We start from the raw sequence: 12864 nt of genomic DNA, 5'->3' as shown, positions 1-12864 counted from the left end.
CTCCGAGCTTCAGTTCTCAGAGCTCAGCGCGTACCGAAGACCACCATGGTCTTGCCTTTGACGTCGACCAGGTTGCGATCCTCCAGATCCTTGAGCACGCGGCCGACCATCTCGCGGGAACAACCGACAATCCGGCCGATCTCCTGACGGGTCACCTTGATCTGCATGCCGTCCGGGTGGGTCATGGCGTCTGGCTGCTTGCACAGCTCCAACAGGCAACGCGCAACGCGACCGGTCACGTCGAAGAATGCCAGGTCGCCGACCTTGCGCGTGGTATTGCGCAGGCGCTGTGCGATTTGTCCGCTGAGCACGTAAAGAATGTCTGGATCCTGTTGAGACAACTCGCGGAATTTCGCGTAGCTGATTTCCGCGACTTCACATTCGACTTTGGCGCGTACCCAGGCGCTGCGCTCCTGTTCCAGCCCGGCTTGCTCAAACAGACCCAGTTCACCGAAGAAGTCTCCGGAGTTGAGGTAGGCAATGATCATTTCACGGCCATCGTCATCCTCGATCAGGATGGTTACCGAACCCTTGATGATGAAGAACAGCGTGTCCGAGCGGTCGCCGGCACAGATGATGTTGCTCTTGGCGGCATAACGACGGCGTTGGCAATGCATCAACAGTTTGTCGAGGTTCTTGATTTTGGGTGTGGGGGTAATAGCAACCATGGTTGTATCCCGAAAAGACTGCACGGTGTGTTTGTTTTTTATAGGGGGCTGTTGAAGCCTGGGTTTTTTGTTCGCTACAAAGCTGGCTAAGCGCCAGTGAATTGGCGTCAGCTTAACAGACACATTCCTTCAAGATTCGAGAATTTACCTACGACGCATACGGTTATGTCCTAGGAAGGCGAAGCGCTGCCAATCAAGGGCCCTGTGCTAAGCTGGCGACCCTTTTTTATACAGTGGAGTCTTGGCGATGAAGGCACGCATCCAATGGGCAGGCGAAGCCATGTTCCTCGGTGAATCCGGCAGCGGTCATGTCGTGGTCATGGACGGTCCGCCCGATGCCGGCGGTCGTAACCTGGGTGTCCGGCCGATGGAAATGCTCCTGCTGGGTGTTGGCGGTTGCAGCAATTTCGATGTGGTCAGCATCCTCAAGAAGTCCCGTCAGGCCGTCGAAAGCTGCGAAGCCTTCCTCGAAGCCGAGCGTGCGACCGAAGATCCGAAGGTGTTCACCAAGATCCACATGCACTTCGTGGTCAAGGGCCGCGGGCTGAAAGAAGCCCAGATCAAGCGCGCCATCGAACTGTCGGCGGAGAAGTATTGCTCGGCCTCGATCATGCTCGGCGCGGCTGGCGTGGCGATTACCCACGACTACGAGATTATCGAACTCGGTTGATTCGACATTCAACTATCATAAAAGCGGTGCAGACTCTGGTGATCCATAGCTGACGTCTGCATAATGCGCCACTTTTTTCAGGGCAGTGATCGGTCAGCCGACAGGTCGCTTGCCTGAACAGACAACCAAAATCGCCATCGCGAAGAGGTGTTAACCGTCCTACGCAGGTGCGTCGTTCGCATCTGACGGGCATGCTTGATCACGCGGCCAGCCCGCATACATAGAGAGTTTTTAACGGTGAAAAGCAAACTCAAGCTCCACGGGTTCAATAACCTGACAAAGACCTTGAGCTTCAACATCTATGACATCTGCTACGCGGAAACCCCGCAAGACCAACAGGCTTACGTCGAGTACATCAATAAAGAGTACAACGCCAAGCGCCTGACGCAGATCCTCACGGAAGTTGTCGATATCATTGGTGCCAATATCCTGAACATCGCCAGTCAGGACTATGAACCCCAGGGCGCCAGCGTCACGATTCTGATCTCTGAAGAGCCGGTGACCCCCACCGACAGTCAGATTGAAGAGTCTCCGGGCCCGTTGCCCGAAATCATCCTGGCCCACCTCGACAAGAGCCACATCACGGTGCACACCTACCCGGAAATCCATCCGGTGGACGGTATCGCGACGTTCCGTGTGGACATCGACGTGTCGACCTGTGGCGTCATTTCACCGCTCAAGGCGCTCAACTTTCTGATTCACCAGTTCGATTCGGATATCGTGACTGTGGATTACCGCGTGCGCGGCTTCACCCGTGACGTTGAAGGCAAGAAGCACTTCATCGACCACGAGATCAACTCGATCCAGAACTACCTCTCCGAAGACACTCGCGACGCGTATCAGATGACCGACGTGAACGTGTATCAGGAAAACCTGTTCCACACCAAAATGCTGCTGAAGAACTTCGAACTGGATAACTACCTGTTCGGCGACGCCACCAGCAACCTGTCTTCTGAGCAGCGTGCCCAGGTGACTGAGCGTGTGAAACACGAAATGCTCGAAATCTTCTACGCGCGCAACATGCCGAGCTGAGAGTTCCGAGTACAAAAAAAGGCGACTACCGCAAGGTAGTCGCCTTTTTCATTGCTGTTGTCCGCGAAGAGGCCCGATCAAACAACGCAACCGTCAGATCCGATAAGTGCTCTTGGTCATCACCTTGGCCAAAAGACTCATCCCGAACTTCACCGGTGCAGGAAAACGAAACCCTCCAGCATCCAGTGCACTCTCAGCATGCTGCTCTTCATCGATGCGCATCTGCTCAAGTATCGCCCGGGATTTTTCGTCCTCGGCGGGCAGTTGTTCAAGGTGTTCGTTCAGGTGTTTGCAAACCTGATGCTCGGTGGCGGCAACGAAACCCAGGCTGACTTTGTCGCTGATCAGCCCGGCCACCGCGCCAATCCCGAACGACATTCCGTAGAACAGCGGATTGAGAATGCTGGTGTGGCTGCCCAACTGGTGGATGCGCTGTTCGCACCAGACCAGATGATCGATTTCTTCTTCGGCGGCATGTTCCATGGCGGCGCGCACTTGCGGCAGCCTGGCGGTCAGGGCTTGACCTTGATACAGCGCCTGGGCACAGACTTCGCCGGTATGGTTGATGCGCATCAAACCGGCGACGTGCCGGGTGTCCTCGTCGCTCATTTGCGCATCCGGCTGCACGATGGCAGGCGACGGACGATAGGGCTGACCACTGAAGGGCAGCAAAGTACGCATCGCGGCATCGGCTTGCAGCAGAAGACGGTCAATTGGCGAGTAGTGACGTTGGGTAGTCATGCTGACCTCCGGGAAGAATCTCGGCGGCCAGTTTAACCCAATCGGCCGGGGAGGGTTTGCGCTGGGTCATCTGTGGCGAGGGAGCTTGCTCCCGCTCGGCCGCGAAGCGGTCGTAAATTCAACCCATCGGTCTTGTCTGGAAAAACTCGATGCGTGGATTTGGGGCTGCTTCGCAACCCAGCGGGAGCAAGCTCCCTCGCCACATAAACCGGTACTGCATGCAATCAGCCCGGCGGCCAGTGCATCTGGCGCTGACCCAACACGTGCATATGAATGTGATAAACGGTCTGCCCGCCCAATTCATTGCAGTTCATGACCACCCGGAAACCTTCTTCACAGCCCAGTTCCAGGGCCAGACGCTGCGCGGTGAACAGAATATGCCCAGCCAGTGCCTTATCGTCCTCGGTGAGGTCGTTAAGGGTGCGCACCGGTTTCTTCGGGACCACCAGGAAATGCACGGGGGCCTGTGGCGCGATGTCGTGGAAGGCCAGTACCTGGTCGTCCTCGTAAATGATCTTCGCCGGGATTTCCCGGTTGATGATCTTGGTGAACAGAGTATCCACAGCTGTTTTCTCCGTTGTTTGGCTGGCTTGAGTGTACGCATGGGCCCTGCCTGAGCCCAGTTTTTTACCTTGAAGGCTGGTCAGCGCGGGCAGTACGCCTTGTTGACCATGCCCGCGATTGTCCGGGTCAGCCAGCGCGAGCCGAGCCGTGGCAGGAAGGCGAACCAGCGATTCAGGCGACCGGGGATGATAATGGCGCGATTTTTCTCCAGGGCGCGCACGGTATAGAGCGCGACTTCCTCTGGGCTCATCAGCAGTTTGCTCTCGCCCAGCTTGTCGGTGTTCAGTTGCGCGGTACGGAAAAACGCCGTGCGTGTCGGGCCGGGGCAGAGCACCGACACCTTGACCGCGCATTTTTTCAGTTCGACGCGCAAGCCTTCGGAAAAATTCAGCACATAAGCCTTGCTGGCGTAATAAGTACTCATCCATGGGCCGGGATGGAACGCCGCAACCGAGGCGACGTTTAGAATCTGCCCGCCGCCCTGCAAGGCCATGCTGTTACCGATGGCATGACACAAGCGAGTGAGGGCCAGGATGTTCACTTCGATCAGGTCCTGCTCGGTCATCCAGTCCTGGGCCAGGAATGGGCCACAGGTGCCGATGCCGGCGCAGTTGACCAGCAGATCGATTTGCCGCTCACCTTCCTCCAGCTCCAGCAGAAATCCGGACAGGCGCAGCGGTTCACCCAGGTCACAGGCACGAAACAATACTTCCACGCCAAAACGTTGAGTCAGTTCAATCGCAATACTTTCCAGCTGATCACGCTGTCGGGCCACCAGTAACAGGCTGCGGCCGCGCCGGGCCAGCGCTTCGGCCATCGCCAGGCCGATGCCGCTGGAAGCGCCAGTGATCAGAGCGTAACGGGTCATGCAGTTCTCCATCGCAACAGCTCCGCGCCAGCGACGCAGGTGTCACGGGCGGGGAGCGCTGTTCATTCTTTTGCAGAGTCTACAGGGGGCTGGGTCGCTTCGGCTGCATCGTCGGTTGAATCTGCTGCCGAGTCGACCTCGACGGGTACAGCTTCGACTTCATCGGTGGTCACGGAGCTGCTTTGATAGGCGCTATCAGTGGCGCTTTCATACTCATCCTGAATCGCCGTGAGACCTCCAGTCAGCCCGCCAACGAACATGATCGCAATAAACACCAGCCACAATGAAGCCAGTACCCTGACTGCGTTGCTGTTGGGCGGCGGCGGTGCGCCATATCGATTGGCAGTGTTGTTACCCGGCACGATCATTATCACGAACGGGAAAGCGCCCCCCACGAACGGCACAAGGTTCAACAGCCAGAGCCAGCCAGACCAGCCGATATCGTGCAGGCGCTGCACACTGAACTGGATGCTGATGAACGCGAGTATCACGATCAGAATAACGGCCAGCAGACCCGCGACAATTAGGCCGGCAGTCGAGTTGGTGCTGATGAGGCCGAAGCCGAAAATGGCCAGCACCGAGCCAATGCCCAGCGTCACCAGCGTCAGGGCCATTGTCCAGGCCAGAAAGCGCAGTCGGCCGATGCGGCCACTGAAACTGAATGCCTTGAGTGTGGCGAACTCCGGCAGCGCTTCGCCGACGGTGGCGCGCGGTGGAGCGTAGGGGGACTCAGGCTCTGCCGATGGCGGTGGGCTTACGTGAATGTCGGACAGGTTCAGCTCGATCGAGGGTTCGGCTTCAATTCGGGCATCAATGCCGGTTTTTGTCAGCGCCTGAAGATAAGTTTGCGCGTCGGCGTGTGACAGGTCGCGTTTGAGCGCGACCGTCCGGCCACTGAACAGGCGTTCGATGGCAGCAACATCGCTTTTGAACAGCCCGGCGAGATTGAGCTTCGCGGTGGTGGCGTCAACACCTGGCAGCAGAGCACCATCGAAGACAATCTTGAAACGTTTTTCGCTCATGGCCGAGGCATCCTTGTCGCGAGAGTTGTAATAGAAAGTGTAACAAGGGGAGTGTAAGGCCGGCCGGGTTGGGCTGGCCAAACTTTCCTGTCAACGCGGCCAGCGCTTGGGCAGCGCTGCCGCCAGTTCCAGTGCCTTGCGGTATTCGGCGCCGAGACGTGCGACCAGTTGATCGACACTTGGCAGATCCTCGATTTCACCGACACCCTGGCCCGCAGACCACACGGTTTTCCAGGCTTTGGCTTCATCGTTCAAGGGCTTGAGCTTGGAGCCGAAGTCAACCTCGCCTTTGCTTTGCAGCGCCGCCATGTCGAAACCGGCGGCCTCCAGGCTCTGACGCATGAAGCTTGCCGGAACTCCCGACACCGCTGGAGTATGGACGATGTCCGCGGCTCTGGCAGTCAGGAGCATCTCCTTGTAGGCGTCAGGCGCATGACTTTCCGTGGTGCCGATAAATCGCGTACCGAAGTAGGCCAAATCCGCACCAAGCAATTGCGCAGCAAGAATCTCGTGGCCATGGTTCAGGCAGCCGGCCAGCAGTAGGGTCTTGTCGAAAAACTGGCGAATTTCGGCGATCAGCGAGAACGGGCTCCAGGTCCCGGCGTGACCACCGGCCCCTGCGGCAACGGCAATCAAACCGTCTACACCGGCTTCGGCAGCTTTTTCTGCGTGGCGACGGGTCGTCACGTCGTGAAACACCAGGCCGCCGTAGCTGTGCACCGCATCGACCACTTCCTTCACGGCGCCGAGGCTGGTGATCACGATCGGTACTTTGTGTTCGATGCAGATCGCCAGATCCGCCTGCAATCGCGGATTGCTGTGGTGGACAATCAGGTTCACCGCGTAAGGCGCGGGGTTTTCCAGTGTCGCCAGCCCTGCTTCGATTTCTTCCAGCCAGGCCTTGAAACCGCTGCTCTCACGCTGGTTCAGCGCAGGGAAACTGCCTACCACGCCATTACGGCAGCAGGCGAGCACCAGCTCAGGGTTGGAAATCAGGAACATCGGCGCCGCCACCACGGGCAGACGCAAGCGTTGTTCGAGCAGAGCGGGCAGCGGCATTGGAAGTACCCCGGGTGAGTGTGCCTGTCGGATTTAAAACGGCCGGACGACGACCAGAATTACGATAGCCAGCAATATCAGAACCGGCACTTCATTGAACCAGCGATAAAAGACATGGCTGCGGGTGTTTTCGCCACGGGCAAAACGTTTTACCTGTGCGCCGCACATGTGGTGGTAGCCGATCAGGATCACCACCAGGGTCAGCTTGGCGTGCATCCACGCGCCCTGGCCGAAATAGGCACTCGGGTTGAGGCTGATCAGCCAGATACCGAACACCAGGGTGGCGATCATCGCTGGCCCCATGATACCCCGGTACAGCTTGCGCTCCATGATGCTGAAGCGTTCCTTGCTGACGGTGTCTTCGCTTTGCGCGTGATAGACGAACAGGCGCGGCAGGTAAAACAGGCCGGCAAACCAGCAGACCATGCTGATGATGTGAAGCGCTTTGAGCCACAGATAAAGCATTTTTAGTTATTCCCAGGTTCACGGTAGTGAAGATAGTAGGGGGTAGAGCGCCCGCACGTCACCTTGACGGTTGTCGCAGGGCCGCGCGGCCCCTATTATCGACGGCTTTCCAGTGGGTTCGTTGAGGGCAGGTTTATGGTCAAGGTCGGTATCGTCGGCGGCACGGGTTACACCGGTGTCGAACTGCTGCGTCTGTTGGCACAGCATCCGCAGGCAGAAGTGGTGGTGATCACTTCCCGATCCGAGGCCGGCCTGGCCGTGGCCGACATGTACCCGAACCTGCGAGGCCATTACGACGGCCTGGCGTTCAGCGTTCCGGACATCAAGACCCTTGGGGCCTGCGACGTGGTGTTCTTCGCCACGCCGCACGGTGTCGCTCATGCCCTGGCGGGTGAATTGCTGGCTGCGGGGACCAAGGTCATCGACCTGTCTGCAGATTTCCGTTTGCAAGACGCCGATGAGTGGGCCAAGTGGTACGGCCAGCCGCACGGCGCGCCGGAACTGCTGGAGGAGGCGGTCTACGGCTTGCCGGAAGTTAATCGCGAGCAGATCAAGCAGGCACGCCTGATTGCTGTACCGGGTTGCTACCCGACCGCGACGCAATTGGGTTTCCTGCCATTGCTTGAAGCCGGTCTGGCCGATACCACACGTTTGATCGCTGACTGCAAATCCGGTGTCAGTGGTGCCGGTCGTGGCGCTTCGGTAGGTTCGCTGTACTCCGAGACGTCGGAAAGCATGAAGGCTTACGCCGTAAAAGGTCACCGTCACTTGCCGGAAATCCGCCAGGGTCTGCGTCGTGCAGCGGGCAAGGACGTCGGCCTGACCTTCGTTCCGCACCTGACGCCGATGATTCGCGGCATTCACTCGACGCTCTACGCGACCGTCGTGGACCGCTCGGTGGATCTGCAGGCACTGTTCGAAAAGCGTTATGCCAACGAACCGTTCGTCGACGTCATGCCGGCCGGCAGCCACCCGGAAACCCGCAGCGTGCGCGGTGCCAACGTTTGCCGTATCGCCGTGCATCGTCCGCAGGATGGTGATCTGGTGGTGGTGTTGTCGGTCATCGACAACCTGGTCAAAGGCGCGTCGGGTCAGGCTGTGCAGAACCTGAATATCCTCTTCGGTCTGGATGAGCGCCTGGGTCTTTCCCATGCGGGCATGCTGCCGTAAGGCTTTATCCGCAAAGCAAAAAGGCCCGTTGAATGGGCCTTTTTGCATTCTGGTCTGACAATTGGGTTGATTGATATACCGTAACAATAGTTGACCGATTTTCTGGGAGAAGCGGATAATGCGCGTCATCACGCATTATGGCGGCGTAACGCCGGGAGATAGTCAGCATGAGCGTCGAATCCTTCACCCCCACGGCTTTGCAATTCACCCACGGTGCTGCGCACAAGGTGAAGAGCCTGGTCGATGAAGAGGGGAATGATCGCTTGAAGCTGCGCGTATTCGTTACGGGCGGCGGTTGTTCAGGGTTTCAGTACGGCTTCACCTTCGATGAAGAAGTGGCCGATGACGACACCATTGTCGAGCGCGAAGGCGTCAGCCTGGTGGTCGATCCGATGAGCTTCCAGTACCTGGCAGGTGCCGAGGTGGATTACCAGGAAGGTCTGGAAGGTTCGCGTTTCGTGATCAAGAACCCGAACGCTACCACCACGTGTGGCTGCGGCTCTTCGTTCTCGATCTGATCGCACCTCACCGCATCAACAAGCGCCGCAGGGTCTCAGGACTCTGCGGCGTTTTGCTGTCTGGGGTTCAGGTTCAGGCGGGGTAGATGGCGCCGAGTACACGCAGGCCACGGGCGCCGGTGACGCTTGGGCGGTTGGCCGCGATACCTTCCAGGCAGCAATGGGCCAGCCAGGCAAAGGCCATGGCTTCAACCCAGTCCGGATCTACTCCATAAGCGGCGGTGCTGCTGACTTTCGCGTTCGGCAACAGGCTGGCCAACCGCTTCATCAACGTGACGTTGTGCGCTCCGCCGCCGCAGACCAGCAGCTCCCGGGTATCCGATTGAGCGCTTTGCAATGATTCGACGATGGTCAGGGCGGTCAGCTCGAGCAGTGTGGCCTGTATGTTTTCGGCTGCGAAGGTTGGCAGCTGTGACAGATGCTGCATCAGCCATGGCAGATTGAACACTTCGCGGCCAGTGCTCTTCGGACCTTGAGTTACAAAGAACGGATCACTGAGCAGCTCATTCAACAGAGCCGGCTCAACCTTGCCGCTGGCGGCCCATTGGCCATTGCGATCGAAGTTGTCGCCGCGTTGCCGGTGAATCCAGGCATCCAGCAGGACGTTCCCAGGGCCGCAGTCAAAGCCTGCGACAGGCTTGCCGGGTTCGATCAGGCTGAGGTTACTGAACCCGCCGACGTTCAGCACCGCGCGGTTACCGGGCTGTTCTTCGAACAAGGCTTCGTGAAAGGCTGGAACCAATGGAGCGCCTTGTCCGCCAGCAGCTACGTCGCGGCTGCGGAAGTCGCTGACCACGGTGATGCCAGTCAGCTCGGTGAGCAAGGCAGGGTTGCCGATCTGCACCGTGAACCCGCGCGCCGGCTCGTGGCGAATGGTCTGGCCGTGGCTGCCAATCGCGCGAATGTCACCAGGCTTGAGGTTTTGTTGGTCGAGGAGGGTATGAATGCCCTGCGCGGCCAGTTTCACCCAGTTCTGCTGGGCAATGGCGGAGCGGGCAATCTCGTCCGGACCGCTGGCGCACAGGCCAAGGAGCTCGGCGCGCAGGGACTCGGGCATGGGGATGTAATGCGTGGCGATCAGCTTGATCGCCGGGGCCAGCTCGATCAGCGCAATGTCCAGGCCATCAAGGCTGGTCCCGGACATCACACCTATATAGAGTGCCATGGCTTAGCGTTTGCTCGAAGCCAGCAGGGTGGCTTTCTCTTGGTCCATGCGCGCCATCAGCGGTTGGCTTTGCGCAAGGAAGCGTGAGCGTTCAGCTTTGGAGATCGGATCGGCCATTGCCACCTTCTGACCCAGTGGGTCGACGTGCACACCGTTGACCTGGAACTCGTAGTGCAGGTGCGGGCCGGTGGAGAGGCCGGTGGTGCCGATGTAGCCAATCACCTGACCTTGCTTGACGCTGCCGCCAGTCTTGATGCCTTTGGCGAAGCCCTGCATGTGGCCGTACAGCGTACGGTAGGTGCTGCCGTGCTGGATGATCACGGTGTTGCCGTAACCGCCGCGGCGACCGGCCAACAATACCTGGCCGTCGCCGGCAGCCTTGATCGGTGTGCCGCGTGGTGCTGCGTAATCGACACCCTTGTGGGCGCGGATTTTGTTCAGGATCGGGTGCTTGCGGCCCATGGAGAATTTCGAGCTGATGCGGGCGAAGTCTACCGGAGTACGGATGAACGCCTTGCGCATGCTGTTGCCGTCAGCTGTGTAGTAGCTGCTGTTGCCTTGTTTGTTGGTGTAGCGCACAGCGGTGTAAGTCTTGCCGCGGTTGGTGAAGCGTGCGGAAAGAATCGGACCGTTGCCGACCGCTTTACCGTTGACGACCTTCTGTTCATAGATCACATCGAACTCGTCACCCTGGCGAATATCCTGGGCGAAGTCGACGTCATAGCCAAACACGCTAGCCATATCCATGGTCAGGCTATGGGACAAACCGGCTCTGGCGGCAGATTGCGACAGCGAACTGTTGATCACTCCATGTACGTAGGCGGAGCGAACAGTGGGCTTGGCGGTAATGCGGTTGAACGTATAACCCTTGTCGTTTTTGGTCAGGCTGATGCTTTCCGTGTCGCTGACTTTGCTGTGCAAATTGGTCAGTTGGCCATTCGGGCCCAGTTCGAACTCGAGCTTCTGGCCATGTTTGAGCTGGCTGAACTGCTTGGCCTGCTTGTCGCTGGCCAGCACTTCATGCACCGAAGTGGCCGGAAGGCCGACTTTCTCAAACAGGGTCGAGAGAGTATCGCCTTTGGCAACGATCACTTCCCTGTGGCCTGGCGCCTTCTTTTCTTCGACGACTGGTGCGGGAGTGGCCTGGGCGGTTTCCTGAGTATCTTCGGCGCTGTTTTCGATCTGTGCGAAAGGGGAGGCTGCCGGCTCATTTGTGGCTTGGACGACGTCGGCAGCGTCTTGATCTTGTGTCAGTTGTTCTGCAGGGCTTTCCAGTTCAAGACTCAGGGTCGTCTTTTTGGCTTCAACATCACTGGAAGGAAATACCAGAAGCGCCAGGCTCAGAAGGGCGGCGATACCGCTTGCTGCGAGCAGGTGGGTCTTCGGGTAAAGCGGTGGCGCTTTAGACGATTCTTTGGTCATAAGTAATTTTGACTTTGAAAAAATGAATTGGAAAAGATGAATGACATGATGAAGACGAAATAACTGTATAAAATATAACCAAATCATCTCTGAAGCAAGCCTGCGGACGCTCTGGCCGTGGATTGGCGTCCGTGCGCCGGGCAAAACTTGTATTTGACGCCCGATCTTGTATGGTTGGTCCCCTTTGAATTCGAGTCTTGCAGGTCTGTTATGAAGTCGGTTGAAGAGCAGCTAGCGCTGATCAAACGTGGTGCAGAAGAACTGTTGGTCGAGTCCGAGCTGATCGAAAAGCTCAAGCGTGGCCAGCCGCTACGTATTAAGGCAGGCTTCGATCCGACCGCGCCGGATTTGCACTTGGGTCACACCGTGCTTATTAATAAGCTGCGCCAGTTCCAGGATCTGGGGCACCAGGTGATCTTCCTTATAGGTGACTTCACCGGGATGATCGGTGATCCGAGCGGCAAGAGTGCGACACGTCCGCCGCTCACCCGTGAGCAGGTTCTCGAGAATGCCGAGACCTACAAGACTCAGGTCTTCAAGATTCTTGATCCGGCCAAAACCGAAGTGGCGTTCAACTCCACCTGGATGGATCAGATGGGGCCGGCTGACTTCATACGCCTGACTTCGCAATACACCGTGGCACGCATGCTCGAGCGCGACGACTTCGACAAGCGCTACACGACCAATCAGCCAATCGCCATTCATGAATTCCTCTATCCGCTGGTTCAGGGTTACGACTCGGTCGCTTTGCGCGCGGATGTCGAGCTGGGCGGTACCGATCAGAAGTTCAACCTGCTGATGGGGCGTGAGCTGCAGCGTAGTTATGGTCAAGAGGCTCAATGCATTCTGACCATGCCGTTGCTCGAAGGGCTGGATGGCGTGAAGAAGATGTCCAAGTCGTTGGGCAACTATGTCGGTATCCAGGAGGCGCCGGGTGTCATGTACGGCAAGCTGGTCTCTATTCCTGATGTGCTGATGTGGCGTTACTTCGAATTGCTCAGCTCCCGCTCCATGGAAGAGATCGATGCCTTGCGGGCTGACGTCGAGGCAGGTGCGAATCCGCGTGACATCAAGATCAAGTTGGCCGAAGAGATCGTTGCGCGTTTCCATGGTGAAGAGGCTGCGGCCAGTGCTCACCGTGCGGCGGGCAACCGTATGAAAGACGGCGAGTTGCCGGATGATCTGCCAGAGATCGAATTGACCGCTGCCGAAGATATGCCGATCGCCGCTGTCCTTAATAAGGCGGGCCTGGTGAAGAACTCTGCCGTGGCGCGTGATCTTCTGGGTTCTGGTGGTGTGCGTATAGATGGTGAAGTTGTCGATCGCACCTTTATATACGCACTGGGCGCGACCCACGTTTGCCAGGCTGGGAAGAAGGCATTTGCGCGTATTACGCTCAAATCCGAATAAAGCTGAAATCAGGGGTTGACGGCAGATTCTGGACGTCTATAATTCGCCCCACTTCCGGCGCAGTCGAAACGGAAAACTCCTTGGTAAACA

The 12864-nt window shown here is 58.0% G+C and carries 14 protein-coding genes; 5 read left to right on the top strand and 9 right to left on the bottom strand.

Annotated features, from left to right (window positions below; all coding sequences use genetic code 11):
* Positions 1-23 precede the first annotated feature (23 nt).
* Positions 24-668: a cAMP-activated global transcriptional regulator CRP gene (gene crp, locus AC1RO5_RS12855; protein WP_493175262.1), complete on the bottom strand. Its 645-nt coding sequence runs from the start codon at positions 666-668 to the stop codon at positions 24-26.
* A gap of 247 nt (positions 669-915) precedes the next feature.
* On the opposite strand from crp, the gene AC1RO5_RS12850 reads away from it, so the two are divergent.
* Both AC1RO5_RS12850 and speD read left to right on the top strand, forming a co-directional pair.
* Positions 916-1338, top strand: coding sequence for an OsmC family protein (locus tag AC1RO5_RS12850; RefSeq protein ID WP_493175260.1), 423 nt, complete (start codon positions 916-918; stop codon positions 1336-1338).
* A 237-nt stretch (positions 1339-1575) separates the two neighbouring features.
* Entirely contained in the window at positions 1576-2370 is a 795-nt protein-coding gene (speD, locus tag AC1RO5_RS12845) for an adenosylmethionine decarboxylase (protein ID WP_018928874.1), read from the top strand.
* Between the two features lie 93 nt (positions 2371-2463).
* Here speD and coq7 read toward each other — a convergent pair whose 3' ends face one another.
* From coq7 to hemJ, 6 genes are all read right to left on the bottom strand, one after another.
* Entirely contained in the window at positions 2464-3111 is a 648-nt protein-coding gene (gene coq7, locus AC1RO5_RS12840) for a 2-polyprenyl-3-methyl-6-methoxy-1,4-benzoquinone monooxygenase (RefSeq protein ID WP_493175258.1), read from the bottom strand.
* 224 nt (positions 3112-3335) lie between these two features.
* Positions 3336-3674, bottom strand: a complete 339-nt coding sequence (locus AC1RO5_RS12835) for a histidine triad nucleotide-binding protein (protein ID WP_007906873.1) — start codon at positions 3672-3674, stop codon at positions 3336-3338.
* Positions 3675-3754: 80 nt separating this feature from the next.
* Complete coding sequence (locus AC1RO5_RS12830) at positions 3755-4543, bottom strand: SDR family NAD(P)-dependent oxidoreductase (protein ID WP_018928876.1); 789 nt, start codon at positions 4541-4543, stop codon at positions 3755-3757.
* Between the two features lie 62 nt (positions 4544-4605).
* Positions 4606-5565 (bottom strand): DUF805 domain-containing protein, encoded by a 960-nt coding sequence (locus AC1RO5_RS12825; protein WP_493175256.1) that lies wholly within the window; start codon positions 5563-5565, stop codon positions 4606-4608.
* Positions 5566-5655: 90 nt separating this feature from the next.
* On the bottom strand, positions 5656-6624 hold the full coding sequence (locus AC1RO5_RS12820; RefSeq protein ID WP_493175254.1) for an NAD(P)H-dependent flavin oxidoreductase: 969 nt from the start codon (positions 6622-6624) through the stop codon (positions 5656-5658).
* Between the two features lie 33 nt (positions 6625-6657).
* Positions 6658-7089 carry a protoporphyrinogen oxidase HemJ gene (gene hemJ, locus AC1RO5_RS12815; RefSeq protein WP_018928879.1) on the bottom strand — a complete coding sequence of 144 codons (432 nt, stop codon included), beginning with the start codon at positions 7087-7089 and terminating at the stop codon, positions 6658-6660.
* 135 nt (positions 7090-7224) lie between these two features.
* Between hemJ and argC the strand changes: the two genes are divergently transcribed.
* Both argC and erpA read left to right on the top strand, forming a co-directional pair.
* A complete protein-coding gene (argC, locus tag AC1RO5_RS12810) occupies positions 7225-8259 on the top strand; it encodes an N-acetyl-gamma-glutamyl-phosphate reductase (protein WP_007941665.1) in 1035 nt (344 codons plus the stop codon).
* Between the two features lie 167 nt (positions 8260-8426).
* Positions 8427-8777: an iron-sulfur cluster insertion protein ErpA gene (gene erpA / locus AC1RO5_RS12805; RefSeq protein WP_007906865.1), complete on the top strand. Its 351-nt coding sequence runs from the start codon at positions 8427-8429 to the stop codon at positions 8775-8777.
* A 73-nt stretch (positions 8778-8850) separates the two neighbouring features.
* On the opposite strand, the gene AC1RO5_RS12800 is transcribed toward erpA, so the two are convergent.
* Together AC1RO5_RS12800 and AC1RO5_RS12795 are read right to left on the bottom strand one after the other, a co-directional pair.
* The gene (locus tag AC1RO5_RS12800; protein WP_493175252.1) at positions 8851-9942 is read right to left on the bottom strand and encodes an anhydro-N-acetylmuramic acid kinase; all 1092 of its coding nucleotides are present in this window, start codon (positions 9940-9942) and stop codon (positions 8851-8853) included.
* A gap of 3 nt (positions 9943-9945) precedes the next feature.
* On the bottom strand, positions 9946-11364 hold the full coding sequence (locus tag AC1RO5_RS12795) for a peptidoglycan DD-metalloendopeptidase family protein (RefSeq protein ID WP_493175250.1): 1419 nt from the start codon (positions 11362-11364) through the stop codon (positions 9946-9948).
* 210 nt (positions 11365-11574) lie between these two features.
* On the opposite strand from AC1RO5_RS12795, the gene tyrS reads away from it, so the two are divergent.
* Complete coding sequence (tyrS, locus tag AC1RO5_RS12790; protein ID WP_493175248.1) at positions 11575-12774, top strand: tyrosine--tRNA ligase; 1200 nt, start codon at positions 11575-11577, stop codon at positions 12772-12774.
* Positions 12775-12864: the final 90 nt, after the last annotated feature.

The organism is Pseudomonas sp. GW822-FHT02G04 (genome assembly GCF_058802085.1).
The sequence above is the reverse complement of the archived record's forward strand: the minus strand, read 5'-3'. Positions and strand labels throughout refer to the sequence as shown.